At 70.0% G+C, this 25,009-nt stretch carries 24 protein-coding genes; 8 read left to right on the top strand and 16 right to left on the bottom strand.

Annotated features, from left to right (window positions below; translation table 11 throughout):
• Nucleotides 1-9 precede the first annotated feature (9 nt).
• Nucleotides 10-1,638: a fatty acyl-AMP ligase gene (locus ABTV10_RS06580; RefSeq protein ID WP_499033363.1), complete on the bottom strand. Its 1,629-nt coding sequence runs from the start codon at nucleotides 1,636-1,638 to the stop codon at nucleotides 10-12.
• 192 nt (nucleotides 1,639-1,830) lie between these two features.
• Between ABTV10_RS06580 and ABTV10_RS06575 the strand changes: the two genes are divergently transcribed.
• Genes ABTV10_RS06575 through ABTV10_RS06565 form a run of 3 tightly spaced genes read left to right on the top strand, consistent with a single transcriptional unit; the run spans nucleotide 1,831 to nucleotide 5,076 of the window.
• Nucleotides 1,831-3,510, top strand: a complete 1,680-nt coding sequence (locus ABTV10_RS06575; protein WP_499033361.1) for a peptide chain release factor 3 — start codon at nucleotides 1,831-1,833, stop codon at nucleotides 3,508-3,510.
• Entirely contained in the window at nucleotides 3,507-4,175 is a 669-nt protein-coding gene (gene pnuC, locus ABTV10_RS06570) for a nicotinamide riboside transporter PnuC (RefSeq protein WP_499033359.1), read from the top strand. Before ABTV10_RS06575 ends, pnuC begins: the two co-directional genes overlap by 4 nt.
• A 28-nt stretch (nucleotides 4,176-4,203) precedes the next feature.
• Nucleotides 4,204-5,076 (top strand): LLM class F420-dependent oxidoreductase, encoded by an 873-nt coding sequence (locus ABTV10_RS06565; protein WP_499033357.1) that lies wholly within the window; start codon nucleotides 4,204-4,206, stop codon nucleotides 5,074-5,076.
• A gap of 63 nt (nucleotides 5,077-5,139) precedes the next feature.
• Here ABTV10_RS06565 and ABTV10_RS06560 read toward each other — a convergent pair whose 3' ends face one another.
• From ABTV10_RS06560 to ABTV10_RS06525, 8 genes are all read right to left on the bottom strand, one after another.
• The gene (locus tag ABTV10_RS06560; RefSeq protein ID WP_499033355.1) at nucleotides 5,140-6,207 is read right to left on the bottom strand and encodes an enoyl-CoA hydratase/isomerase family protein; all 1,068 of its coding nucleotides are present in this window, start codon (nucleotides 6,205-6,207) and stop codon (nucleotides 5,140-5,142) included.
• 26 nt (nucleotides 6,208-6,233) lie between these two features.
• Nucleotides 6,234-6,935: a pyridoxine/pyridoxamine 5'-phosphate oxidase gene (locus ABTV10_RS06555; protein WP_499033353.1), complete on the bottom strand. Its 702-nt coding sequence runs from the start codon at nucleotides 6,933-6,935 to the stop codon at nucleotides 6,234-6,236.
• Nucleotides 6,936-6,944: 9 nt separating this feature from the next.
• A complete protein-coding gene (locus ABTV10_RS06550) occupies nucleotides 6,945-7,355 on the bottom strand; it encodes a VOC family protein (RefSeq protein ID WP_499033351.1) in 411 nt (136 codons plus the stop codon).
• Entirely contained in the window at nucleotides 7,352-7,846 is a 495-nt protein-coding gene (locus ABTV10_RS06545; protein ID WP_127915080.1) for a nuclear transport factor 2 family protein, read from the bottom strand. Before ABTV10_RS06545 ends, ABTV10_RS06550 begins: the two co-directional genes overlap by 4 nt.
• A 123-nt stretch (nucleotides 7,847-7,969) precedes the next feature.
• Entirely contained in the window at nucleotides 7,970-9,760 is a 1,791-nt protein-coding gene (locus ABTV10_RS06540; RefSeq protein ID WP_499033349.1) for an ABC-F family ATP-binding cassette domain-containing protein, read from the bottom strand.
• A complete protein-coding gene (locus ABTV10_RS06535; protein WP_499033347.1) occupies nucleotides 9,760-10,695 on the bottom strand; it encodes a 4-(cytidine 5'-diphospho)-2-C-methyl-D-erythritol kinase in 936 nt (311 codons plus the stop codon). The genes ABTV10_RS06540 and ABTV10_RS06535 overlap by 1 nt, the downstream gene beginning before the upstream one ends.
• Before the next feature lie 73 nt (nucleotides 10,696-10,768).
• Nucleotides 10,769-11,512 carry an ABC transporter permease gene (locus ABTV10_RS06530; RefSeq protein WP_499033345.1) on the bottom strand — a complete coding sequence of 248 codons (744 nt, stop codon included), beginning with the start codon at nucleotides 11,510-11,512 and terminating at the stop codon, nucleotides 10,769-10,771.
• Nucleotides 11,513-11,565: 53 nt separating this feature from the next.
• Nucleotides 11,566-12,525: an ATP-binding cassette domain-containing protein gene (locus ABTV10_RS06525; RefSeq protein ID WP_499033343.1), complete on the bottom strand. Its 960-nt coding sequence runs from the start codon at nucleotides 12,523-12,525 to the stop codon at nucleotides 11,566-11,568.
• 109 nt (nucleotides 12,526-12,634) lie between these two features.
• Between ABTV10_RS06525 and ABTV10_RS06520 the strand changes: the two genes are divergently transcribed.
• Entirely contained in the window at nucleotides 12,635-13,603 is a 969-nt protein-coding gene (locus ABTV10_RS06520) for a helix-turn-helix transcriptional regulator (RefSeq protein ID WP_499033341.1), read from the top strand.
• Here ABTV10_RS06520 and ABTV10_RS06515 read toward each other — a convergent pair.
• Both ABTV10_RS06515 and cspE read right to left on the bottom strand, forming a co-directional pair.
• On the bottom strand, nucleotides 13,588-14,058 hold the full coding sequence (locus ABTV10_RS06515) for a nuclear transport factor 2 family protein (protein WP_433610860.1): 471 nt from the start codon (nucleotides 14,056-14,058) through the stop codon (nucleotides 13,588-13,590). The genes ABTV10_RS06520 and ABTV10_RS06515 overlap by 16 nt on opposite strands.
• 161 nt (nucleotides 14,059-14,219) lie before the next feature.
• Nucleotides 14,220-14,423 carry a transcription antiterminator/RNA stability regulator CspE gene (cspE, locus tag ABTV10_RS06510; protein WP_005514750.1) on the bottom strand — a complete coding sequence of 68 codons (204 nt, stop codon included), beginning with the start codon at nucleotides 14,421-14,423 and terminating at the stop codon, nucleotides 14,220-14,222.
• 337 nt (nucleotides 14,424-14,760) lie between these two features.
• Here cspE and ABTV10_RS06505 point away from each other — a divergent pair, with 337 nt between their 5' ends.
• The 3 genes from ABTV10_RS06505 to ABTV10_RS06495 are packed head-to-tail and all read left to right on the top strand — an operon-like array spanning nucleotide 14,761 to nucleotide 18,181.
• The gene (locus ABTV10_RS06505; protein WP_499033339.1) at nucleotides 14,761-14,973 is read left to right on the top strand and encodes a heavy-metal-associated domain-containing protein; all 213 of its coding nucleotides are present in this window, start codon (nucleotides 14,761-14,763) and stop codon (nucleotides 14,971-14,973) included.
• Nucleotides 14,974-14,981: 8 nt separating this feature from the next.
• A complete protein-coding gene (locus tag ABTV10_RS06500) occupies nucleotides 14,982-15,923 on the top strand; it encodes a DUF8832 domain-containing protein (protein WP_499033338.1) in 942 nt (313 codons plus the stop codon).
• Nucleotides 15,923-18,181 (top strand): heavy metal translocating P-type ATPase, encoded by a 2,259-nt coding sequence (locus ABTV10_RS06495; protein ID WP_499033337.1) that lies wholly within the window; start codon nucleotides 15,923-15,925, stop codon nucleotides 18,179-18,181. The genes ABTV10_RS06500 and ABTV10_RS06495 overlap by 1 nt, the downstream gene beginning before the upstream one ends.
• 61 nt (nucleotides 18,182-18,242) lie before the next feature.
• Here ABTV10_RS06495 and ABTV10_RS06490 read toward each other — a convergent pair whose 3' ends face one another.
• Nucleotides 18,243-19,841: an ABC transporter substrate-binding protein gene (locus tag ABTV10_RS06490; RefSeq protein ID WP_499033336.1), complete on the bottom strand. Its 1,599-nt coding sequence runs from the start codon at nucleotides 19,839-19,841 to the stop codon at nucleotides 18,243-18,245.
• A gap of 169 nt (nucleotides 19,842-20,010) precedes the next feature.
• Here ABTV10_RS06490 and ABTV10_RS06485 point away from each other — a divergent pair, with 169 nt between their 5' ends.
• Nucleotides 20,011-20,826, top strand: a complete 816-nt coding sequence (locus ABTV10_RS06485; RefSeq protein WP_499033335.1) for a CPBP family glutamic-type intramembrane protease — start codon at nucleotides 20,011-20,013, stop codon at nucleotides 20,824-20,826.
• A gap of 58 nt (nucleotides 20,827-20,884) precedes the next feature.
• Here ABTV10_RS06485 and lppU read toward each other — a convergent pair whose 3' ends face one another.
• From lppU to ABTV10_RS06465, 4 genes are all read right to left on the bottom strand, one after another.
• Entirely contained in the window at nucleotides 20,885-21,505 is a 621-nt protein-coding gene (gene lppU, locus ABTV10_RS06480) for an LppU family putative lipoprotein (protein WP_499033333.1), read from the bottom strand.
• A 164-nt stretch (nucleotides 21,506-21,669) separates the two neighbouring features.
• Entirely contained in the window at nucleotides 21,670-22,569 is a 900-nt protein-coding gene (gene rsmA, locus ABTV10_RS06475; protein WP_499033330.1) for a 16S rRNA (adenine(1518)-N(6)/adenine(1519)-N(6))-dimethyltransferase RsmA, read from the bottom strand.
• A gap of 29 nt (nucleotides 22,570-22,598) precedes the next feature.
• On the bottom strand, nucleotides 22,599-23,726 hold the full coding sequence (locus tag ABTV10_RS06470) for a resuscitation-promoting factor (protein WP_499033328.1): 1,128 nt from the start codon (nucleotides 23,724-23,726) through the stop codon (nucleotides 22,599-22,601).
• 9 nt (nucleotides 23,727-23,735) lie between these two features.
• On the bottom strand, nucleotides 23,736-24,863 hold the full coding sequence (locus ABTV10_RS06465; RefSeq protein ID WP_499033325.1) for a resuscitation-promoting factor: 1,128 nt from the start codon (nucleotides 24,861-24,863) through the stop codon (nucleotides 23,736-23,738).
• Between the last annotated feature and the right edge of the window lie 146 nt (nucleotides 24,864-25,009).

The raw sequence follows: 25,009 nt of genomic DNA, 5'->3' as shown, positions 1-25,009 counted from the left end.
ACTCGAGGTTCAGAGCAGCCCGAGCGAACTCGACCGCCGCAGCTTGCCCGACGACGTCTTGGGGATCGCGCCCGGCCCGAGGACCGCGACGGTGCGGGGCCGCACACCGACCTCGGCGACCACCGCGTGGGCGACCTCGTGCTCGATCCGTCTGACCTCGTCGGCGTCGTCGATTGCGTTGGTCTCCACGGCAACTGCGAAACTCTCGCGCTTGTCGCCGGCATCGAGGCGGATCGCGACGGCGTTGCCAGGACGCACCCCGGCGACGGAACCGGCGGCGCGTTCGATGTCGGTGGGATAGATGTTGCGGCCGCCCATGATGATGGTGTCCTTGACGCGGCCGCACACCACGACCAGCCCGTCCTCGGTGAAGTAGCCGATGTCGCCGGTGTCGATCCAGCCGTCCTCGTCCCGCGTCTGCACGGGGCCGTCGACGGTGAGATAGCCGGGAGTGACGGCGTTTCCGCGCAACTGAATCACCCCGACCGCCCGCCGCGGCAGTTCCAGCCCGTCCCGCGCCACGACCCGCCCCTCGAGACCGGGCACCAGGGGCCCGAGGGTGGCGAGGGCCCGGGCGTTGCTCCGGTTGGAGCGGACCGCCAGCCCGCCCGCCTCGAGCAGGTCCGGGTCGACGTGGTCGACCACCAGCCCCTGTCCGGGTTCGGGCACCGACACCGCGAGGGTCACCTCGGCCATCCCGTACGTCGGCGCGAGGGCGAGCGGGTCGAGTCCGAAGCGGGCACCGGCCTCCGCGAGCGCGACCATGGTGTCGGGGTCGACCGGTTCGGCACCGTTGAGCATGCACCGCATCGACGACAGGTCGTACTCGCCTTCGGGTGCCTGCGCGAGCCGCCGTGCCAGCAACGAGTACGCGAAGTTCGGTGCGGCGGTGACAGTTCCGCGGTACTTGCCCATCAGTTCGGCCCACAGCAGCGGGGTCCGGAGGAAGTCGAGCGGGGTGATGTGGACGGTGGTGGCACCGATCTGCATCGGCACCGAGAGGAACGCGATCATCCCCATGTCGTGGAAGAGCGGCAGCCAGCTGATCATCACGTCGCGGTCGGGGCTGAACTTGACGCGGTCGATCATCGCGTAGGCGTTGGAGTAGAAGTTGGCGTGCGTGAGCTGCACGGCCTTGGGTGAACCGGTGGACCCCGACGTCAACTGCTGCAACGCGATGTCGGTTTCCGCGGTCTCGACGGGAGCGATCGCCTCGCCGTCACGCATCGCCTCGACGGTCACGACCTCGATGCCGCGTTCCTGCAGCAGCGGCACCGCCGGTTCGAAGGGCGCACCCACGATCACCGCGGTGGCCTCGATCATCCGGATGATCGTCTCCGTGTCCTGCGCCCACACCTGCAGGTCGGTACGCGGGGTCGGCTGGTGCAGCATCGTCACCGACGCGCCCCGCATCCACGTCGCCTGGCAGACCGGGGCGATGTCGACGGGCAGGCCGGCGAGGACGCCGATCGCGTCGCCCCGCCCGATACCGGCGTCGGCCAGGGCGCCGGCCATCCGGCGCGCGATCGCGTGTACCTCGCCCCATTCCTGCCGGAGCGGGGCGTCGGGCTCACCGGTGATCAGGGCCTGCGAACTAGTCGCGGCCGTGGCGTACATCTCGTCGGTGAACTTGCTCATCGAAACGCTCCTGCCGGTCAAGTCCGGACACTACGACTGCGCTGCCGATCTCCCTACTTTTATCCACAAGCGGTGCCGACCTGTTACCCCGTCGGCGGTGCCGACCTGTCGACTCCGTACTGGGCCCGCGTACCCTGGTAGCGGTTCTCTGACCCGTTTCTCCACCGGCCCCGACTCCCGAGAGGTTCCCCGTTGACCAGCGCCCCCGACTCGGCCGAACTCACCACCGCCGAGAAGGCGCCGACCGGTTCCGCACCGAAGTCCCTCGCGGCCGAGGCTGCCCGACGCCGCACGTTCGCGGTCATCTCACACCCCGACGCCGGTAAGTCGACGCTCACCGAGGCGTTGGCACTGCACGCGAAGGTGATCTCCGAGGCCGGCGCCGTGCACGGCAAGGCCGGCCGCAAGTCGACGGTGTCGGACTGGATGGAGATGGAGAAGGCCCGCGGCATCTCGGTGTCGTCGACGGCACTGCAGTTCAACTACCACGCCGAGGAAACCCCCGACGACCAGATCAACGTCGTCAACCTGGTCGACACCCCCGGCCACTCCGACTTCTCGGAGGACACCTACCGCGTGCTCACCGCCGTCGACGCCGCGGTGATGCTCATCGACGCCGCGAAGGGCCTCGAGCCGCAGACCCTCAAGCTGTTCCAGGTGTGCCGCCACCGCGGCATCCCGGTCATCACCGTGATCAACAAGTGGGACCGCCCGGGTCGCACCCCGCTGGAACTGCTCGACGAGATCAACGACCGCATCGGTCTCACCCCCACCCCGCTGTACTGGCCGGTCGGCATCGCCGGCGATTTCCGTGGACTGCTGCGCCGCGGGGAGGACGGCGCCCCGAGCGAGTACATCCGTTTCACCCGCACCGCGGGCGGCGCCAAGATCGCGCCCGAGGAGGTCATGGACGCCGACGCCGCCCTAGAGCGTGAGGGCGACGAATGGGTGACCGCCGCCGAGGAGAGCGAGCTGCTCTCGGCCAGCGGCCAGGACCACGACCAGGAGCTGTTCCTGGCCGGCCAGACGTCGCCGGTGATCTTCGCGTCCGCGATGCTCAACTTCGGTGTCCGGCAGATCCTCGACACCCTGATCGCGCTCGCCCCCGCGCCGGGCGCCCGCAAGGACGTCGCCGAGGGCGCCCGCGAGGTGACCGACCCGTTCAGCGCCGTCGTGTTCAAGGTGCAGGCCGGCATGGACGCCGCCCACCGCGACCGCCTGGCGTTCATGCGTGTCGTGTCCGGCGTGTTCGAGCGCGGCATGGTCGTCACGCACGCCCAGACCGGCAAGCCGTTCGCGACCAAGTACGCGCTGACGGTGTTCGGCCGCGACCGCAACACGGTCGAGAACGCGTACCCGGGCGACATCGTCGGCCTCGTCAACGCCAACGCGCTCGCACCCGGCCACACGCTGTTCAGCGACAAGAAGGTGGAGTTCCCGCCGATCCCGTCGTTCGCGCCCGAGCACTTCTCGGTGCTGCGCGCCGAGAGCGCCAGCAAGTACAAGCAGTTCCGCCGCGCCGTTGACCAGCTCGAGTCCGAGGGCGTCGTGCAGATCCTGCGCAACGACATCCGCGGCGACGCCTCCCCCGTCATGGCGGCCGTCGGCCCGATGCAGTTCGAGGTGGTCGCGGCCCGCATGAAGGCCGAGTTCAACGTCGAGGCCCGGATGGAGCCGCTGGGCTACGCGCTCGCCCGTCGCACCGACGCCGAGTCCGCGGTCGAGCTGGGCCGCCAGCGCGGCGTCGAGGTCTTCACCCGCACCGACGGCGTGCTGCTGGCGCTGTTCAGCGACAAGTGGCGCCTCCAGTACATCCAGAAGGAGATGCCGGAGCTCACGCTCGAGCCGTTGGTCGCCGCAGGCGATCAGTGAGCCTGCTGCAGACACTGTTCGACGCCGAACTGCACATCGGCGGCGCCACGATCCTGTGGCGCGAGATCGTCGGCAACGCGTTCGGAATCGCGTCCGCGATCGGCGGCATGAAGCGCGTCGTGTGGGCGTGGCCGGTGGGGATCATCGGCAACGCCCTGCTGTTCACGGTGTTCATGGGCGCGCTGTTCCACACCCCCCAGGACCTCAACCTGTACGGCCAGGCCGGGCGGCAACTGCTGTTCATCACCGTCAGCGCCTACGGATGGGCGCGGTGGGCACAATCGCGCCACGATTCCGGCAAGGCCGTACTTCCGCACTGGGCGTCCACCCGAGCGCGCGCGGGAATGATTGCGACGATGGTGATCGGCACCGTCGTGTTCGCGAAGGTCTTCGAGATGCTCGGCTCGTGGGGCCCGTGGCCCGACGCCTGGATCTTCACCGGGTCGATTCTCGCCACCTACGGCATGGCCCGCGGCTGGACCGAGTTCTGGCTGATCTGGATCGGGGTCGACGCCGTCGGCGTCCCGCTGCTCTTCAGCGGCGGCTACTACCCGTCGGCGCTGCTGTACCTGGTGTACGCGGCATTCGTGCTGTGGGGCTTCGCGGTGTGGCTGCGCATCCAGAGGCAGTCGGCGCAGCAGTCGCGGGCGATCGCCGCGGAATGATCCACCGACCGGTCCCGTTGGACGCGGTATGGCAGCGGTCACACACGACACGGCAGGTACCACCTCGTACGGACGGTTCGGCGTCTGGCGGCACGCATTCGGACTGCAACCCGAGGTCGGCGCGGAGATCGAACGACTCGGCTACGGCGCGATCTGGGCCGGCGGATCCCCTCCCGCCGACCTCGAGGTGATCGAGGACCTCATCGCCGGCACCGAGCGGATCACCGTCGCGACCGGCATCGTCAACATCTTCTCCGCACCTGCGGACGAGATCGCGAAGTCCTACCACCGGATCGAGTCCCGCCACCCCGGACGCTTCATTCTCGGCCTCGGTGTCGGTCATCCCGAGGTGCCCGGCATGGGCGCCGAGAAGCCGTACGACGCCCTCGTCCGCTACCTCGACGTCCTCGACGACGCGGGCGTCCCGAAGAACCGGCGTGTCCTGGCCGCGCTCGGTCCCAAGGTGCTGAAACTGGCGGCGGATCGGTCCGCCGGTGCCCATCCCTATCTCACTCCGCCCGAGCACACCCGTCAGGCGCGGGAGACCCTGGGCCCGGACGCGCTGCTCGCCCCCGAGCAGAAGGTGGTGCTGAGCACGGACGCGGACGCCGCCCGCACGACCGGCCGCGAGGCCGTCGAGAACCCGTACCTGCACCTGCGGAACTACCGGAGGAACCTCGAGCGTCTCGGGTTCCCCACCGCCGAACTCGACAACGGCGGCAGCGACCGCCTCATCGACGCCCTCGTCGCGCACGGTGACGCGGCGGCCGTCGCGGCCCGCCTCACCGCGCACCTGGACGCGGGCGCGGACCACGTTGCGGTGCAGGTTCTTCCGATGGCCGGCGATCCGCTGCCGGCGCTGCGGGAACTGGCGGAACACCTGGGGCTCGACGCTCGGTAGAGCCGCGCCGGGGACCCCCATCGGGGTCCCCGGCGCGCAGACTCCGCTGCCCGATATACGGATCTACCGGCCGCCGTGCGACGGCTGCGCGTCGACGATCTCGGCGGTGATCTCCGTGAACAGCGCCTCGATCGCCTCCGGGTCGATATCCTCGATCGACGGCGGATTCCAGGACGGGTTACGGTCCTTGTCGACCAGGACGGCGCGCACACCCTCGACGAAATCCGCGTTGCGGGTGACCTCGCCGCCGAGGGCCAACTCGAGATCCAGGCACTGCGCGAGGGTCAACTCCGCACCCCGCCGCACCAGCTCGGCGGTGATCCACAGGCTGCTGGGAGCCAGTGAGGTCAGCTCCTCGCGGGTGGTCTTGGTCCACACGTCGTCGCCGGTGAGCCGGGCCACCATGTCGCTGAGGCTGCCCGACCCGAAGACACGGTCGATCTCGTCCTGCCGATCCGCCAGCTCCGACGCCGGCGCGGCGGTGGCGTGGCGCGCCAGCACACGATCGACCTCTGCGGCGTCACCGCCCTGCATGGCGCGAAGGTCGCCGGCGAGCGCGTCGAGCTTGTCGCTGGGCACGAAGTGGGTGGCCAGTCCCGCGGCGACGGCATCCGCGCCGGATGCGCGGGCACCGGTCAGCCCCAGGTACATGCCCGTCGCTCCGGTCAACCGCGGCAGGAAGTAGCTGGCACCGACGTCGGGAAAGAAGCCGATCGCGGTCTCGGGCATCGCGAGGGCTGCCCTCTCGGTCACCACGCGCACCGATCCGTGCACCGAGATGCCCAGCCCACCGCCCATCGCGTGCCCGTCGATCAGCGCGATGTACGGCTTGGGGTAGTTCGCGATGAGCGCGTTGAGCTCGTACTCGGTGGAGAAGAACTTGTGGACCGCGTTGTGGTCCCGGTCGAGCGCGGACTGGCGCACCGACTTGATATCGCCACCCGCACAAAATGCCCGGTCCGATGAGCTTGTCACCAGTACCGCCGTGATCGCGTCGTCGTCGCGCCACTTCACCAGCGCGGCATGGATATCGCGAATCATGCTGCTGTCCAAGGCGTTGAGCGCCCTGGGCCGATCGAGCACGATCTCCGCGACACTACCGTGCACGCGGGTCTGGATGAACGACGTCATCGTGCCTACCTCTCCTGTCGAACGATTCACGGCCACAACGCGTCGGTGTGCCAACCGGCAACCCCACCCGGGGTGCGCCGGTAGCGGACACGCAGGTGCCGTCGGCCCGGATCTGCGTGCCAGAACTCGACTGTCGCCGGAACCAGGCACCAAGCCTGCCAGGTTGCAGAAACGAACGATCGGTCGCCCTCCACCTCGGCCGCCGCGGCCCGGATGGCGTCGTCGTATTCGGCTACGTCCGTGAGGATCTCGCTCTGCCGACTCGCCGCCGCCACTGCACGTGCCGTCACCGACCGCTCCAGGAAGTCCCGTGCGCTCACGTCGACGCCGCCGCGTTCCACCCCGCCCCGCACCCGCACCTGCCGCCCCTGCTCGCGCCAGTAGAAGGTCAGCGCCGCCTCGGGGTGGGCGCCGAGCTGGTGCGCCTTGGGGGAACGCAGGTCACTCGAAAACCACCACCCGCGCGCGGTGACGTCCTTGAGCAGCAGCGTGCGGGCGTCGGGGAGGCCCGCCTCGTCCACCGTCGACAGCGTCGCGACGTGCGGTTCCACCACCCCGGCCGCGCCCGCCTCGCCCAGCCAGGACAGGAACAGCTCGACCGGATCGGCGGGCAGGCCCGGCTCCGCGGGCATCGGCAGACCGCTGCTCGGCGGTGACGCCTGCGCACCCGGGAAGGCACGGATCCAGCTGCGGGTGTCGGGAAACGACGCGCGGGGCGGAACGGTCACCGTCCGACCTTATCGGCCGGCGGCACCCTTCGCCGGACCCGACAGCATCCAGCGGTGCCCGAACGGGTCGATCAGTGTCGCGTTGCGGCGGCCGTAGTTCTCCGAGATCCACCGCTCCACGGTGCCGCCGGCGTCGTGCGCCCGCGCCAGCACCGCGTCGGTGTCGTCGACCGGCAGCATCAGGCTCACCGACGTCGCGCCCGACTCCGGTGCGGTGAGCCCCATCTCCGGGAACTCCTCGGCCAGGTAGATCATCCCGGTCTGCAGGCGCAGCTCGGCGTGCCCGATGCGGCCGTCGTCCATCACGATCGGCTCCCCCACCAGTTCGGCGCCGAACGCCTTCCGGTACCACTCCAGCGCCTCCCGCGCCCCGCGGACCGTCAGGTACGGCAGGGCGCCGGCCGGCGGGAAATCCGTCACGGGGCCACCCCGGGCACCCCCGACTGCGGCGACCCGATCAGCGCCCACCGGTTCGACGTGAGCCGGAAGCTCGGCATGTCGGCCAGTGAATACACCGACTCGTAGGTGCGCTCGTACGCGGTGTGCGCGATCTTCCACCGTCCGGCGGCGTCCTTCGCGTACCGGTCCTGGTAGAACGCGGCGCCGTGCATCAGCATCTGGTCACCGGGCACCACGACCGTGTCGGACAGGTACCAGATACCCGTCGCGGTGTCGCCGTGCACGTCGATCTCCGGGTGGCCGCAGTGGTGCTCGGTGATAACGTGCGGACCGAGTGTGTCCTGCAGGAACGACACGAAGGCGTCCCGCGAGTCGAACCGCAGATGCTCGGCGTAGGTGGCCGTCGCGTCGGGCAGCAGGGTGTCCGCGAAATCGACCCAGGACTTCGTGTCGAGGGCGCGCACGTACCGGTACTTGAGCCGACTGATCTCGGCTATCGCCTCCAGATCCACGATGCCCGCCCTCCACCGAAGCCCGTACGGTACAAGTGCAGGCTAACCGTCACCGCAGGTATCTGGGGCCGGTAGCGGCATTATCGTTGCACGCGAATACGAACGGGACGATTCCCGACGAGGTCACTCGAGCTCGGACGCGAGTTCCATCCACTGCTCCTCCGCGGCCTCCTTCTCGGCCACCACCTGCTTGAGCTCGGCGTCGAGGGTCATCAGCTTCGCCGGGTCCGTCGCCGCCTCGGCCAGTTGGGCGTGTAACTTCTCCTCCCGCTCGGACAGCTTCGACACCGTCCGCTCGAGTCGCGAGAGTTCCTTGCGGGCCGCGCGGTCGGCGGCACCGTCGCGGGCTACCTTCGGCGCCGACGCCCCGGCGGTGGACGCGACCGACTGCGCCACGTTCTCCGGCTTCTGCGCCAGCAGCGCGCGCCGACGCAGGTACTCCTCGATGCCGCCGGGCAGGTTCGTCAGCTTGCCGTCGCCGAACAGCGCCCACGTGGAGTCGCAGATCCGCTCGATCAGGTAGCGGTCGTGGGAGATGACGACCATCGTGCCGGCCCAGCCGTCGAGCAGGTCCTCGAGCTGCTGCAGGGTGTCGATGTCGAGGTCGTTCGTGGGCTCGTCGAGCAGCAGCACGTTCGGCTCGGCCATCAGGACGCGGGTCAGTTGCAGGCGACGACGCTCGCCACCGGACAGGTCACCGACCGGGGTCCGCTGACGGGCCGGCGCGAAGCCGAGCCGCTCGGCGAGCTGGCCGGCCGAGATCTCCTTGTCCCCCAGCGTGATCCGCTCCGCGACGTCCTTGACGGCGTCGAGCACCCGCATGTCGGTGGGCAGGTCGTCGAGCTCCTGGCGTAGCCACCCGATCTTGACGGTCTGGCCCTGGACCCGCTTGCCCTCCGCAGGCTCGAGCTCGCCGGCGAGGGTGCGCAGCAGCGTCGTCTTGCCGGAGCCGTTGACCCCGACCAGGCCGACGCGTTCACCCGGCGCGAGCCGCCACGTCAGGTCGTGGACCAGCTCGCGGCCGTCGGGCGTGGCGAGCTTCGTGTCCTCGAGTTCGATCACGACGCGGCCCAGGCGGCGCTTCGCGAACGACGCGAGCGCGATGCTGTCGCGCGGCGGGGGCACATTCGCGATCAGCGCCTCGGCCGCCTCCACCCGGTACCGGGGCTTGGACGTGCGCGCCTGCGGTCCGCGGCGCAGCCACGCCAGCTCCTTGCGGGCCAGGTTCTGCCGCCGCTCCTCCGCGGCGTCGGCCTGCCGGGCGCGTTCGGCTCGGGCGAAGATCCAGTCGTTGTAGCCGCCCTCGTAGCTCTCGACCTTGCCGCCCACCACCTCCCACGTGCGGGTGGCGACGGTGTCGAGGAACCAGCGGTCGTGGGTGACGACGACCAGCGCCGAGCGCCGCGACACCAGGTGCTCGGCGAGCCACTGCACGCCCTCGACGTCGAGGTGGTTGGTGGGCTCGTCGAGCACGAGCAGGTCCAGGTCCTGCACCAGGGCGGCCGCGAGCGCGACGCGACGCCGTTCGCCGCCGGAGAGGCCGTCGACCTTCGCGTCGAGGCCGAGGTTGTCGATGCCGATGCCCGCGAGGATGCCGCGGATGCGCGCGTCACCGGCCCACTCGTGGTCCGCGACGCCCAGCGGGCCGAGGACGACGTCACCGACGGTCGACCCCGCCGGGAGCGCACCGCGCTGCGTCACGACGGCCATCCGCAGCCCGCCCACGCGGCTGACGCGGCCGGAGTCGGGCTCCTCGATCCCGGCGAGCACCTCGAGCATCGTCGTCTTGCCGCCGCCGTTGAGGCCGACGACGCCGATGCGTTCGCCCTCCTGCACGCCGAGCGAGACGGAATCGAGCAGCGGCTTGATGCCGAAGGACTTCGAAACCTGTTCGAGATTGATCAAATTCGCCATCAGTGGCTGCCTTCCGGCTCGAGGTCGATCACGCGCGCACCGGGCACCGGCCCGCTCGCGACGCGCACGGTGCGGCATACTCCCGCACCCGAGAGTTCCGCGCTCACCGCGACGGCGGCGTCGGCGTCGGCGCACAGGAACGCGCACGTCGGCCCGGACCCGGACACGATCCCGGCGAGCGCTCCGGCGGTCACACCGGCCCGGAGCGTGCGCCGCAGTTCCGGTGCCAGCGACAGCGCCGCCGCCTGCAGGTCGTTGCCGAGCAGCGGCGCCAGCGCGGCGGCGTCACCGGACGCGAGGGCGTGCATCAGATCGGCGGCGTCACCGACCCGCGGCGGCCGACCCGCGGCGCGGAGCCGATCCAGCTCGCGGAACACCGTCGGCGTCGACAAGCCGCCCTTCGCGAGCGCGAGCACCCAGTGGAACGTGTTGCGGGACAGGACGGGCAGCAGCTTCTCGCCGCGCCCGGTACCGAATGCGGTGCCGCCGTGGAGACTGAACGGGACGTCGCTGCCGAGCCGCGCCGCGAATTCGCCGAGGGCGTCGCGGTCCAGACCGAGCTGCCACAGTTCGTTGAGCGCCACCAGCGCGGCCGCCGCGTCGGCGCTGCCGCCGGCCATGCCGCCCGCCACCGGGATGCCCTTGACGATGGAGATCTCGACGTCGGGGGTGATGCCCGCCTCGGCCGCGAGCATCTCGGCGGTCTTCCAGACCAGGTTGCCGGCGTCGGTGGGCACCGCGGCGGCGCCCTCGCCACGTACCCGCACCGCGAGGCCGTCGGCGCGGACGACGGACACGTCGTCGGTGAGCGAGAGGGCCTGGAACACGGTCGTCAGCTCGTGGTAGCCGTCCTCCCGCAGGTCACCGACCGCCAGATGCAGGTTGACCTTGGACGGGGCCCGGACCGTGACGGGGCGTGGAACGACGGAGAGCACAGGTTCCAACAATAGGCGGTGCGCCCGAGGTGACGAAAACGCACCTCAGGCGGCACTTACACCGGTCGAGCGCCTACCGCACGGATCGGACGCCGACACCGAGTCCGACCACCGCGACGGTGACGGCGGCGACCGTCCCCGACAGGACCGGCCCGGACGCGAGATCTCCCGCGAACAGGGCGCGTTCGGCCTCGACGACGTAACCCAGTGGGTTGACCGCGACCAGCGCGCGCATCCAGCCCGGTGCGTCGTCGAGCGGGAGCATCGTGCCCGACAGGATCAGCATCGGGAACATCAGCGTCTGCTGCACCACCCAGAACATCCAGTCCTGCTCGCGCACCGCCAACGCCAGCGCGTAGGACAACGCCCCCAGGCCCACCCCGAACACGCCGAGCAGCACGATGCCGACGACCGCACCAAGCGGATCGACGTCGAGACCCAGTGGCAGTGCCACCAGGATGATCAGGACCGCCTGCGCGGCAAGGGGAACCATCTCCTTCGCGGCCCGTCCGATCAGCAGCGACGAGCGGTGCAAGGGTGTCACGAGCATCCGCTCGTGCGAACCCTGCTGCATCTCCATCAGCAGGTTCGAGCCCGTCATGGACGTACCGAAGATCGCGATCATCACGAGCACGCCGGGGATGAACCAGTTCCACACCCCCTCCCCCGTCCCGGGGACGCTCTTCAGCAGCGGACCGAACAGGGCGAGCAGGATCAGCGGCTGCGCGAGGCTGAACACGACGCTCACCGGGTCACGCAGCGTGGGTCGCAGTTCGCGGGCCATGACGATGCCGCTGTCGCGGACGATGCCGGTCATGAGATGTCTCCTTGGTCTGGTCTGGAAGTCGGAACGAGTCGAGGCGGGCGCGCTCACGCCGCGGCGGTCTCACGCAGGCTGCGCCCGGTGAGACCGAGGAAGACGTCGTCGAGGGTGGGGCGGGCGATCTCGGCGGTCGCCACGCGCACGCCGCACGCCTCGGCGGCCCGGAGCAGTTCGGGCAACGTGGCGTCGCCCTCGCGCGTGCGCACCTGCACCGACGCGCCGGCAACCGTCACGTCGCGAACCGTCACGAGCGCGTCGGCCAGGCCCGCGACCCGTACCGCCGCCGCAGGATCGTCCAGCCCGATCGTCAGCAGATCGCCCGCCAGATCGGACTTCAGTGCCGACGCCGTGTCGTCCGCGATCACCGTGCCGCGGTCGATGACGATCACCCGCTCGGCCATCGCGTCGGCCTCCTCGAGGTAGTGCGTCGTGAGCACGATCGTCGTGCCCATCTGCGACCGCAGTCGCAGGACGTGGTCCCACAGGTTGGCGCGGCTCTGCGGATCCATACCCGTGGTGGGCTCGTCGAGGAACAACAGCGGCGGCCGGTGGACCAGGCCCAGCGCGATGTCGAGGCGTCGGCGCTGCCCGCCGGACAGCGTGCTCACCTTCCGGGTCGCGAGGTCCGCCAGATCGAGGGCGTCCAGCAATTCGTCGGCCCGGAGGCCCGACGCCGCCTTCGTCATCCCGTAGCAGAGTCCCTGCGTCACCAGCTCGTCCCGGACCCGCTGGTTGTGCCCGGCGCCGCTGCCCTGCCCGACGTACCCGATCCGGCGCCGCACCTCGTCGCGGTCGGCCGTCACGTCGAATCCGGCGACGCTCGCCCGGCCGGACGTGGGGGCCAGCAGCGTCGTGAGCATCCGCAGCGTCGTCGACTTGCCGGCGCCGTTGGGTCCGAGCAGGGCCACCAGTTCGCCGTCCGCCACCTCGAGATCGACGTCGACGACCGCGTCGACGGTGGCCTTACCCTGCTTGAAACGCCTGGTGAGCGCCTCCGTGCGGATCATCGCGTGCATCGTCCCTGCCTCCGAGGTTTCGTGATTCGTTCCTGTCGCCACGAAAACTAGGAGCTATTGCGGACACCTACCGTCCTCGTTGGGTGGAATGCTCGGACGCATGAGGGAAACATCGGCACGGCTGCTGCGGCTGCTCTCCCTGCTCCAGACCCGCCGGGACTGGTCGGGCCTGGAACTGGCCGAGCGCCTCGACATCACCCCGCGCACGGTGCGCCGCGACGTGGACAAGCTGCGCGGCCTCGGCTACCCGGTGGACGCGACGGTCGGCGTCGGCGGCGGCTACCGGCTCGGCGCAGGCGCGGAAATGCCGCCGCTGCTGCTCGACGACGAGGAGGTCCTGGCCGTCGCGCTCGGGTTGCAGTCCGGGGCGAGCGGGGCGGTCGTCGGGATCGGCGAGTCGTCGGTGCGGGCGCTGGCGAAGCTGCGGCAGGTGATGCCGTCCCGGCTGCGGCACCGCCTCGAGGCGTTGCAGGTGGACGTGGTGCACCGCGAGCCGGCGCCGAGCGCCGTCGACGCGGCGGTGCTGTCCGCGATCGCGGCGGTGTGCCACGACCACGAGCGGCTGCGGTTCGACTACCGCACCCACGACGGCAGCGAGAGCCGCCGCGAAGTGGAACCGTATCGCCTGGTCCGCTCAGGTTTCCGCTGGTACCTCGTGGCATGGGACGTGATGCGCGCCGACTGGCGCTCGTTCCGGGTGGACCGGATGGAGCCGAAGATCCCGACCGGACCGCGGTTCACACCCCGCGAACTACCACCGGGCGGTGCCGCCGAGTTCGTCGCCCGCGGCGTCAACCGGGCCGTCACGCAGGTCCGGGCGCGCGTCCTGCTCCATGCCCCGATCGACGAGATCGCGCCGAAGGTGGACGCCGCGTGGGGCACGCTCGAGGACGCGCCGGACGATCGCTGCGTGGTGGCGCTGGGTTCGGATTCGCTGCGTTCGATCGCGCGCTGGCTCAGCGCCTTCGACGTCGACTTCACGGTGCTCGGCCCGCCCGAACTGCGCGACGAGTGCCACCGCGCGGCCGAGCGTCACGCACTGGTCGCCGAGCGCTACCGGGGCGCCTGACCGGGCACGTCCATCCACATGCCGCCGACGTCGTTGCGGATCCAGTCGACCTCGATCCGCCGGTCCGCGATCGCCCAGCGCCCGTCCCGGCGCTCGAAACGGTCGAGGTAGCGCAGCCAGACGGTGAGGAAGTTGCGCGTCGAGTTGCCCGCGTCGGCGGCGCTGGTGTGCTGCGCCATCGCGTACGTCTCGGTGTCCGCGCTGTCGCCGGCCAGCTCGATCAGCTGGTTCCCCGCGAAGTGGAACGTGCGGTCGAACAGTCCGAAGCCGCCCGGGTCGGCCAGGAACGTCATGAAGTCGTCGACCGAGCCCTGGTAGAACGGCGCGTAGTCGTTGCGCGCGTCGTCGAAGAAGCATCCCCGCACCAGCGCCCAGTCCCGGCGGTCGACCCCCCGGAAGTAGCGGTGCAGGACATCACCGATCTCGGCTCGGTCGCTCAACTCCTCGGGCGTCACCTCGGCCCCTCCGTCTCGTCGGCTCGGTTGCCGAACACTAGCGCCGAATCCGGCGCCGGTGCGCCGAATCGGCCGGAGACACGACACGGGCCCCACTCCGGTGACGGAGTGGGGCCCGTTCTCGTCAAGCGCCCGGCTCAGCCGGGCAGATCCGAGTCAGCTCAGACAGCGGTGACGTCGGTGGCCTGCGGGCCCTTGTTGCCCTGGCCGATCTCGAAGCGCACGCGCTGGTTCTCTTCCAGGGTGCGGAAGCCGTTGGTCTGGATCGCCGAGTAGTGGACGAAGACGTCGGCGCTGCCGTCGTCGGGCGCGATGAAGCCGAAGCCCTTTTCAGCGTTGAACCACTTCACGGTGCCTTCTGCCATGTTTCTTTCTCTCCTCTTACGCAGTGCAAACTCGGGAAACTCCAGGTCAGGGGTTCCCGGGCCGATGTCACACGGCGGTGTCGTCGAACTCCGAAGTGGAGACTCGCCCGCCCGCAACTTAAGGATTTGCGAGCGTGGACTAACACAAACACAAAAACTACGACCGCGGACCAGTCAACCACAGCGCCGTCGGGCGCGCTTGCCCTGCCTACGAGAAACCCGGCGACGTGGCGAAGATCTCTTTCGGCCCCTTGCGTTTTATACCCCCTGGGGGTACCTTTCGAATTGTTCGAGCCATACCCACACGGGGTAGTGGTACAACCAGAGGGAGACCGACATGAGCAGCACCGCCGAATACACCGTCACCGGGATGACCTGCGGACACTGCGTCGCCTCGGTCAAGGAGGAGGTCGGCGCCATCGACGGTGTCTCCGACGTCGCCGTCGACCTGCCGTCCGGCCGCCTGACCGTCACATCCGCAGCCCCGCTTCCCGTGTCCGCGGTCTCCGCGGCCGTCGAGGAAGCGGGCTACACGGCACAGCCGATCTGAGGAATCCGATGCGCACGTCCACCACGCTCATCGCCTACGCCGGGGGTCTCGCGGTCGTCTTCGCCGCGGCCCTCGGCGTGGGGACCGTCACGGGAAGCCCGATAGACATGACGAGCACACACACCGACAGCCACGCGGCGCCCTCGCCGACCGTCACGGCGGACGCGGAACCGCCCGCCGGACTTCAGGTTTCGCAGGACGGATACACCCTGGGCGAGGTCGCCTCGCCCACCCGGGCCGGCGAAGCCGGAACCCTGAACTTCCGCATCCTCGGCGCCGACGGCGATCCCGTCCGCGAGTTCGACGAACTGCACGGCAAGCAGCTGCACCTGATCGTCGCTCGCGCCGATACCAGCCAGTTCCGACACGTCCACCCCACGCTGGGGCCCGACGGCACGTGGTCGATCGACTGGACCTGGCCCACGGGCGGCACCTACCGCGTGTTCGCCGACTTCCAGGCGAGCGGCGCTCCCGGCCAGCTCACCCTGGGCCGGAACGTCGACGTCGGCGGCGATCTGCAGCCGGCGGCACTGCCGACCCCGTCGCGCACGGCGACGGTCGACGGCTACACCGTCACCCTCGACGGCGACCTCGGCACCGCGGGCGGACCGCTGACGCTCACGGTCGCCCGCGACGGCGCACCCGTCACCGATCTCGATCCCTACCTGGGCGCATACGGCCACCTGGTCGCGCTGCGCACCGGCGACCTGGCCTACCTGCACGTGCACCCCGAAGGCGAACCCGGCGACGGTGTCACCGCGCCCGGCCCGGACGTCACGTTCCACGCACAGGCCCCGAGCGTCGGTACCTACCGACTGTTCCTCGACTTCCAGCACCAGGGCACCGTCCGCACCGCCGAGTTCACCGTGCCGGTGGGCCCCGTGGCCGCCACGCCCGGCACCGAGTCCACGTCCGCACCCGCACACGACGGTCACGAAGGAGGACACTGATGACTACCGCCGATCTCACCACCGGCCGCAGTGACACCATCGAACTCGCGATCGGCGGTATGACGTGTGCCTCGTGCGCCGCCCGAGTCGAGAAGAAGCTCAACAAGATCGAGGGCGTCTCCGCCACGGTCAACTACGCCACCGAGAAGGCGAAGATCGCCTTCCCCGAGGGTGTCAGCACCGACGACCTCGTCACCGCGGTGCAGAACGCCGGCTACACCGCGACCCTGCCCACTCCCCCCTCGGCCGACGAGTCCGGCCCCACCGACGATCCGCGTGATCGCGAACTCTCCGCACTGCGCACCCGTCTGATCGTCTCGGCGATCCTGTCGGTGCCGGTGATCGCGATGGCGATGGTCCCGGCACTGCAGTTCACGAACTGGCAGTGGCTCTCGCTCACGCTCGCCGCGCCGGTGATCGTGTGGGCGGGCCTGCCCTTCCACCGCGCCGCGTGGACCAACCTGCGGCACGGCACCGCGACGATGGACACCCTGATCTCGCTCGGCACGTCCGCCGCGTTCGCGTGGTCGCTGTACGCGCTGTTCTTCGGCACCGCCGGCACCCCCGGCATGACGCACGCCTTCGAGCTGACCATCAACCGGATGGACGGTGCCGCGAACATCTACCTCGAGGTCGCCGCCGGCGTCATCACCTTCGTGCTCGCCGGCCGGTACTTCGAGGCCAAGTCGAAGCGGACGGCCGGCGCCGCGCTGCGCGCGCTGCTCGAACTGGGCGCCAAGGAAGTCTCGGTCCTGCGCGATGGTGTCGAATCCCGCATCCCCGCAGACCAACTGCGCGTCGACGACCTGTTCGTGGTGCGGCCCGGCGAGAAGGTGGCCACCGACGGCGTCGTGGTCGAGGGCAGCTCCGCCGTCGACATGAGCATGCTGACCGGCGAATCGGTCCCGGTCGAGGTGAGCGTGGGCGACGACGTCGTGGGCGCCACCGTCAACGCCGGCGGACGCCTCGTCGTGCGGGCCCGACGGGTCGGCAGCGACACCCAGTTGGCCCAGATGGCGGCGCTGGTCGAGGACGCGCAGAACGGCAAGGCCGAGGTGCAGCGTCTCGCCGACGGTATCGCGGGCGTGTTCGTTCCCATCGCGATCGCGATTTCGGTTGCCGCACTGGGGTACTGGATCGGCACCGGCAACCCGCTGCAGGTGGCCTTCACGGCCGCGGTCGCGGTGCTGATCATCGCGTGCCCGTGCGCGCTCGGCCTGGCCACCCCGACGGCACTGCTCGTCGGCACCGGCCGCGGCGCCCAGCTGGGCGTGCTGATCAAGGGCCCCGAAGTCCTCGAGACCACCCGCGGCGTCGACACCGTCGTGCTCGACAAGACCGGCACCGTCACCACCGGCAAGATGACCCTCGTCGACGTGATCACCGCCGACGGCGTCGACCGGGACGAGGCGCTGCGACTGGTGGGGGCACTGGAGAACGCGTCCGAGCACCCGATCGCGCAGGCCGTCGCGACCGGCGCCGCGGGCAGCGTCGGAACGCTGCCCCGCGTCGAGGACTTCGTGAACGTCGAAGGCAAGGGCGTGCAGGGCATCGTCGACGGCCACGCCGTGGTCGCCGGACGCGAGAGCCTGCTGGCCGACTGGTCGCAGCACCTGCCGGACGACCTCGCCCGCGCCAAGCGGGACGCCGAGAAGCTCGGGCGGACCGCGATTGCGGCCGGCTGGGACGGGCAGGCCCGAGCCGTGTTCGTGGTCGCCGACGCGATCAAGGACACCAGCGCGGACGCCGTGCGCCGCTTCAACGCCCTCGGCCTCACCCCGGTCCTGCTGACCGGCGACAACGAGACCGTCGCCCGCACCGTCGCGGCGCAGGTCGGCATCGACACCGTGATCGCCGAAGTGCTCCCCGGTGACAAGGTCGACGCCGTCAAGAAGCTGCAGGCGGAGGGCAAGGTCGTCGCGATGGTGGGCGACGGTGTCAACGACGCGGCCGCCCTCGCCCAGGCCGACCTGGGCCTGGCGATGGGCACCGGCACCGACGTGGCCATCGAGGCCGCCGACATCACCCTGGTCCGCGGCGACCTCCGCTCGGCCGCCGACGCGATCGAGTTGTCCCGCAAGACCCTTCGCACCATCAAGGGCAACCTGTTCTGGGCCTTCGCCTACAACGCGGCGGCGATACCGCTCGCGGCGGCGGGCCTGCTCAACCCGATGCTCGCCGGCGCGGCGATGGCGTTCTCGAGCGTCTTCGTCGTCAGCAACAGCCTGCGACTGCGGGGGTTCACTCCGTCCGCGTAGCGGACGCCACGAGGGCCCGGCGACCACCCGGTCGCCCGGGCCCTCGTCGCGCGTCACCGCGTCAGCTGCGACCGGCCTTGTCCAACAGCATGATCCCGGTCGCGGTGGGCAGCACGCCGCGGACGTCCTCCTGCCAGGCCACGTAGATCATCACGGAACTGATCGGCACGCTCGGCACGGTCTCGTTCCACAGCGTCTGGATCTCGGAGATCACGCCGCGGATCTGCTCGTCGCCGTCGGCCGCCTGCAGCTTGCCGAGCAACTCGTCCATCTGCGGGTTCGAGTACCCCGAGAAATTGGCGCCGGAGTTGCCCGCCAACGTCGTCTGCAGGCCCAAGAACGGAATCGCCTCGTACAGGCCGATACCAGCGTGGGCCATGTCGTAGTCGTGCTGGACGTACACCTGCTTGACGATGTCACCCGCGTTGTTCGCGTTGACGATGTTCACGGTGAACCCGACCGCCTGCAGCAGCGACTGCACGGCCAGGCCGATCGCCGCCTCGGTGGGCTCCTGCAACACGATGTAGTTCAGCGTGCCGTCGTAACCGTCGGCCTTGGCCGCGTCGAGCAGCTTGCGGGCGGCATCCGGGTCATACGGCAGGCCCTCGACGTCGGTGGCCCAGCGGGAGCGCTCGTCGAACATCGCCTTGCCCGGCAGGCCGAGGCCGTTGTCGCCGCGCTGGCCCACCAGTTCCGGATCGATCGCGAGCGCGATCGCCTTGCGGACACGGACGTCGGAGCCGGGGCGACCCTCACGGTTGTTCACCAGCTCGGCGCCACCGCTGTTGAGGATGCTGAACGAACCCGGATAGTCGGCGTCGAGCGCGTCGTAGACGGCCTGCGGGTTGCCGCGCATGAACCCGATGTCGATGCCGTCGGTCTTCAACGACTCGAGGTTCTCCCGCGAACCGCTGAGGGCGATGAACCGGATCCGGTCCGCGTTGGGCTTGCCGTTCCAGTAGTCGGCGCGCGCGGTGACGATGCGCTCCTCGTTGGGTGCATACCGCTCGAGCACGAACGGGCCGGCACCGATCGGCCTGAACGCCTCGCCCTCACCGGCGCTGGGCGCCACGATCATGCCGTGACCGAGGGCCAGCATCGACGGGAACGTCGGCCACTGCTTACGCAGGCGGAACTCGACGGTCTGCGGGTCGACGGCTGTCGTCGACTCGACGGCGTCGACCCACACCGCGGCGCCGTTGCCGCGATTGGTGTTGTAGCGGTCGATGCTCGCCACCACCGCGTTCGCGTCGAGCGGAGTGCCGTCGCTGAAGGTCACGCCCGCACGCAGTTTCAGCGTCCACACCATGCCGCTGCCATCCGCCGCCAGGGACTGGGCGAGTCGCGGCACGAATTCGCCCGTCTGGTCGTCGTAGCGCAGCAGAACGTCGTAGACCGCGGCCAGTTCGTCGCCGCCGCTGCCGCCGCGGGCCGCGGTCTTGGCGGGGTCGAGAACCGCCGCCAGGGCCTGCACGCTGAACGTCAGCTGGGGCACCGGGCCCGGGGTGCCGTCCTGGTCCCCCACGAGACCGACGGCCGGTGGGGTACGAGTGTCCCCGGACTCGCCTCCGTCGTCCGAGTTCGCGCAGCCCGCAAGCACCAGCGCACCGGCAACCACCGCCGCGACGAAGCCTCTACCGAATACCGATCGTCCGCCCACACGCCCTCCCACCACTCGTGAAACCGTGACGGCCGCCACAGATTTCCGCAGAGGGTAGGGTGCGTCCGGTTCGCGACGGTCGACCGTTCCCGGTCAGTGAGAGCGGTGGCCGTTGAGTCCGCACGATTCAATCCGCGCGCGGAAGACCTCCGGCGCTTAGTCTTTCGCCGTGAACACACCGCAGCACGGCGCTCCGCCCGGTGTCACGGGCCGACGCCTCTCCTACCTGTCCTTCGCCGTCATCGTCGTCGCATACCTGGCGGTCATTCAGATCGGCACCCCCCTCATCGGAGGCTGGGCCGACGAGGACGACATTCTGACTACCCGAGGCGTGGTCTTCACCATGATCATCCCACTCGGGCTCGCCCTGGTCTTCGCCTACGGCGTCGTCGCCGCCCTGGGATGGTGGCGTCCAGTGATCAAGGACGACCGGCCGGTCAGCCGGTGGGTCTGGGTGGTACCCATCGTTCTGCTCGTCGCAATCCTGCTGGGCATCGACTACAGCGCCCTCGCCGACCAGGGATGGCTGTTCGTCATCGCGTTGCTCATTGCAACCCAGTTCGTCGGGTGGGGCGAGGAAGGAATGTTCCGCGGCATCGGCGTGACAATGCTGCGCCGGCACGGCCTGCGCGAAGGCCAGGTGGCCCTGTGGTCCAGCGTGATCTTCGGCGTCGTCCACCTGTCGAACGCATTGGGGCACGGGGGCGCGTCCGCGATTCCCCAGGCGATCGTCGTCAGCCTCGCAGGGTACTTCTTTTACCTGACCCGCCGTGTCTCCGGCAGTAACGCCGTCAACTCCGTCCTGCACGGCCTCTTCGACTTCGCACTGCTCAGCGGCACTTCCATCCTGGTCGACCAGCCCTTCTACCCGGGCACCTTCGCGCCGATCCTGGCCTACCCGGTGCTCGCCGTCATCCTCCTCGTCAAACGCCGCGCCATCGAACCGTCGTGCCGCGACGACGACGCCATCGCCGCCTCGGCCTAGAGCGCGAAAGACGAACGGCTCGGAGGATTCCACCGAGCCGTTCGTCGCGTTCGGAGCGCTAGCCGCTCACCGTTTCGGTGCATACCGTGAAGCGCCGCTCGTCGTGGACGAAGCCGCCCTCCGAGCACTGCTCGACGTCCGTCACGCCCTCGATGATCTCGACGGCCCGCTCGATGTTCGGCGCCGACGTATCGCTGCAGTCCACGCGCTGCGGCTCGTCCTCACCGTCCGGCATGCTCATGCAGCCACCCATCACCCAGTCGACGTCGAGGCACAGGGCGCCGCGCTCGCTGCCCCACCGGGTCTCGTAGTAGACCTGGTCGACGTCGGTGGGGCACTGTGCGTTCTCCGCCGCCTTGGCGACCACCTTGTAGTTGGACTTGTCACTGCCGCACTTCGCCTCGGCGATCGTCGCCGCATCCGACGTACCGCCCAGGCGCACACACTCGCCGATCTCGACGTCGATGTCGACCGAACCGCCACCGTCGGTGCCCTGCTGGCCGGCCACCGTGCTGGGTGCCGCGCTGCTCGTCGTGCTCGACGAACTCGTCGATCCGGCGTCCGCAGCGGACGCAGTGCCCTCCACGGAACCGCCGCAACCGGCGACCAGCGCGGTCGCCGCCACCACCGATGCCACCCCGATCGACCGTCGCAGGTAGGCCCACATTCGCTTGTTCACAACCGTTTCCTCGAAATCGCAGCTCGAAAGGATCCTTCCGCGGCGATCTCCCCCGACAGCGACCGCCCGGTCTATTGTGGTCCAGAAGTCTGATCCGCACGAATCGACCCCGACCGGATCACAGAAGCGGCCCGGATCGTCCTGCGACGAGTGCTGATTCGGCGTCAGGCCGATTCCGGGACCGCGGCGAGTCGCACGAACGCGGCCGCGTCGAGCTTCTCGCCTCGGGTCGACGGTTCGATCCCCGCCGCGACGAGCCGACGCTCGGCCTCGGCGGGCGACCCCGCCCAGCCCGCGAGGGCCGCGCGAAGAGTCTTGCGGCGCTGCGCGAATGCCGCGTCGATCACCGCGAAGACCCGGCGGCGGTGCGCCGCGTCCATCGGCCACGGTTCCTCGGTGTACCGGTCGATGCGCACCAGACCCGACTCCACCTGCGGCACCGGCCAGAACACCGCCCGACCGACGTGGCCCGCACGCTTGACGGCACCGAAGAAGTTGGCCTTCACACTCGGCACGCCGTACACCTTGTTGCCCGGCGTCGCCGCCAGCCGGTCCGCGACCTCGGACTGCACCATCACCAACGCGGTGCGCAGGCTCGGGAACTCCGCGAACAGGTGCAGCAGCACCGGGACGGCCACGTTGTACGGCAGATTCGCGACCAACGCCGTGGGCTCGGCCGGGACGTCGTCGGGCATCACCCGCATCGCGTCGGCCCCGACGACCGTCAACCGGTCCGCCAGCTCCGGCGCCCGGTCCGCGACCGTCGCGGGCAGGCGTGCAGCCAGCTTGGGATCGATCTCGACGGCCACCACCTTGTCGACGACGTCGAGCAGCGCCAGCGTCAACGAGCCCAGGCCCGGACCGACCTCGAGCACCGTGTCCTGCGGACCGACACCGGCCGAGGCCACGATGCGGCGCACCGTGTTGGCGTCGTGCACGAAGTTCTGACCGAGCTGCTTGGTGGGGCGCACCCCGAACTCTTCGGCGAGGGCGCGGACTTCGGCGGGGCCCAGGAGGGCGGCCTGTCCTCGCGGGTGGATGGGGGGCGGCACGGCGTCTGACACCTGAAGAACCTAACGCACGCGGGAACCGGTCAGCGCAGGCCCAGCTTGCTGGTGCACGACGGCCACGCGCCCCAGCCCTGCGTCTGCTGCGTCCGGCTCGCGATCGCGATCTGCTCCTCGCGGGTCGCCAGGTCGGCGCGGGGCGCGTACTTCAGTCCGCCCTGGCGCTCCCACGTGTTCTGGTCGAACTGCACACCGCCGTAGAAGCCGTTGCCCGTGTTGATCGCCCAGTTGCCCGTCGCCTCGCACTGCGCGAGCGCGTCCCACGTCGCGCCGTTCTGCACCGGCGGCACCTCGGTGCCCGGCTTGGCACCCACCCGCACTACGCGCGGCTGCGCCGGCACGGTGACGGTGGAGCCGACCGGCTTGCGACCGGACTCGACACCGTTGATCGTCGAGATCTCGTACGTGACGTCGGCGACGCCGGGGCTGCCCGGATTCTCGACGACCGAGCGGCTCATGTTCATCGTCGGATCCTCGATGCGCTGCTCCGGCGGCGCCACCGACTCGGTGAACGTGCGGGTCTCCACCCGACCCCGGGTCACCGTGATCTCCATGTTCTCCGCGAGCGGGGTGTCCGCGGCGGGAACGACGGTGTCTGCCTGCTCGAGCGGCGTTCCGTGCGCCGCGAGGAACTCGCCGACGGTCGGCGCCGCCAACCGGACGTCGGACGGCGCGCCCGCGCCGTCGATCAAGCGCACCGTCCGCGGGTTGAGCACGTCGAGGTCCGCGCCCTCGAGCGGCAGACGCTGCGAACGCGACGCCGAGACGTGCACGTCACCGGCGAGTCGGAACTGGTTCAGCGCCTCGTCCACCGTCAGCGCCGTGGTCCACACCGAGCGCTCCTGACCGTCGACGGTGAGTGCGACCTCGCGACCGCGGCGCAACACCACGGTGTCGCCGTCGTGCAGGTCCGAGTCCACCGCGGGTGCCACCGCGTCGTGCTCACCGACCGAATAACCGGCCGCCGCGAGTGCGCCGTCGACGCTCGACGACATCGTGCCGACCCGGATCAGGTCGCCGTCGACGTCGACGGTCACCGTCTTGTGCTGCGCGATCGCGGTCCCGCCACCGACGGTGAGGGTTGCGAGCGTCGCGGCCATCACGCCGTACATCAGCGGCGACCGACTCGTGTTGATCTTCGACAGGGGCGACATCGAGTTTCCTTATCCGAGACCCAATTTGCTGGTACATCCCGGCCACGCACCCCAGCCCTGCGCCGCCTGCACCTTCTCGGCGACGGCGATCTGCTGCTCGCGGGTGGCCAGATCGGCGCGCGGGGCGTACTGGGTACCGCCGTACGCGGCCCACGTGCTCTGGTTGAACTGGAGGCCGCCGTAGTAGCCGTTGCCGGTGTTGATCGACCAGTTGCCCGTGGCCTCGCACTGGGCGATGGAGTCCCACACCGAGCCGCTCGCGACGGACGGCGCCGACGGCTTGGCCTTGGTCCCGACCCGCACCACGGCCGGCGCGGCCTCGCGGACCACCGACGACGACAGCTCCTGCCGATGCGTCTCCGCACCGTTGACGGTCGTCACCGTCGCCGTCACCGTCCGCTCGCCCGGCACACCCGGGTTCTCGACGGTGGTCTTGCCCTGCTCCAGCTCCGGGTCGTCGACGCGGTGCTCGGGGACCGGGATCGGCTGAGTCTCGGTGCGAGTCTCGGTGCGGTTGCGCGTCACGACGATCTCCAGGCCGTCGGTGAGCGGCGTCTCCGGCGCGGGCGTGACGCTGTCGGCCTGCTCGAGCGACGCGTTCGTCACGGCCAGGAACTCGCCGACCGTCGGCGCCGCGACGCGGGCCTCCGCCAGCGGGGCACCGCCGTCGGACACCTTCACCGACTTGGCGTTCACGACGTCGAACTCCAGGCCGTCCAACGGGATGCGCTGCCCGCGCGACGCCGACACGTACGCATCGCCGGCGAGGCTGAGCTGACGCATCGCGTCGTCGACCGTCAGGGCCGTCGTCCACACCGTCCGACGCTCACCGTCGACCGTGAGCGCGATCTCGCGACCACGGCGCAGGACGACGGTGTCGCCATCGGAGAGCTTGGCGTTCGAACCGGGCGCGACCACGTCGTGCTCACCGACCGGGTAGCCGGCGCTGTCGAGGACGGACCCGACCTCGGACCGCAGCGTGCTGAGCGAGATGGACTCGCCGTCGACGTCGAGGGTGATCGTCTTGTGCTGCGAGACGACCAGCCCGCCACCGACGAGGAGCGTCGCAAACAGAGCGGCGACGACGACGTACAGCAGTGGCGACCTGGCGGTGTTGATCCGGGCAAAAGGCGACACGAGAAGTCCTGGGGCCGACGACAAGTTCGATCACAGCACGGTAACGGTGAGGCTGTGATCTGGCAACCGCAAGGTGTCGATCAGCACATATGCTGCAACAAAGGTCTCGACAACGGCGCTGGTCAGTCACGAATCGGTCACGGCGC

The organism is Paraburkholderia sp. RHO2, from assembly GCF_050955445.1.
Classification (GTDB): domain Bacteria; phylum Actinomycetota; class Actinomycetes; order Mycobacteriales; family Mycobacteriaceae; genus Prescottella; species Prescottella agglutinans_A.
Note: the sequence above shows the minus strand (reverse complement) of the source record. Positions and strands in the feature narration are given on the sequence as shown.

Excerpts from the sequence above, each read along its gene's own strand:
- cspE (WP_005514750.1), bottom strand. The coding sequence starts at position 14,423 with ATGGCAGAAGGCACCGTGAAGTGGTTCAACGCTGAAAAGGGCTTCGGC.
- ABTV10_RS06520 (WP_499033341.1), top strand. The coding sequence starts at position 12,635 with ATGAGGGAAACATCGGCACGGCTGCTGCGGCTGCTCTCCCTGCTCCAG.
- ABTV10_RS06560 (WP_499033355.1), bottom strand. The coding sequence starts at position 6,207 with ATGACGTCGTTCATCCAGACCCGCGTGCACGGTAGTGTCGCGGAGATC.
- ABTV10_RS06495 (WP_499033337.1), top strand. The coding sequence starts at position 15,923 with ATGACTACCGCCGATCTCACCACCGGCCGCAGTGACACCATCGAACTC.
- ABTV10_RS06525 (WP_499033343.1), bottom strand. The coding sequence starts at position 12,525 with ATGATCCGCACGGAGGCGCTCACCAGGCGTTTCAAGCAGGGTAAGGCC.
- ABTV10_RS06530 (WP_499033345.1), bottom strand. The coding sequence starts at position 11,512 with ATGACCGGCATCGTCCGCGACAGCGGCATCGTCATGGCCCGCGAACTG.
- ABTV10_RS06505 (WP_499033339.1), top strand. The coding sequence starts at position 14,761 with ATGAGCAGCACCGCCGAATACACCGTCACCGGGATGACCTGCGGACAC.
- ABTV10_RS06565 (WP_499033357.1), top strand. The coding sequence starts at position 4,204 with ATGGCAGCGGTCACACACGACACGGCAGGTACCACCTCGTACGGACGG.
- ABTV10_RS06540 (WP_499033349.1), bottom strand. The coding sequence starts at position 9,760 with ATGGCGAATTTGATCAATCTCGAACAGGTTTCGAAGTCCTTCGGCATC.
- ABTV10_RS06580 (WP_499033363.1), bottom strand. The coding sequence starts at position 1,638 with ATGAGCAAGTTCACCGACGAGATGTACGCCACGGCCGCGACTAGTTCG.
- ABTV10_RS06470 (WP_499033328.1), bottom strand. The coding sequence starts at position 23,726 with ATGTCGCCCCTGTCGAAGATCAACACGAGTCGGTCGCCGCTGATGTAC.
- ABTV10_RS06500 (WP_499033338.1), top strand. The coding sequence starts at position 14,982 with ATGCGCACGTCCACCACGCTCATCGCCTACGCCGGGGGTCTCGCGGTC.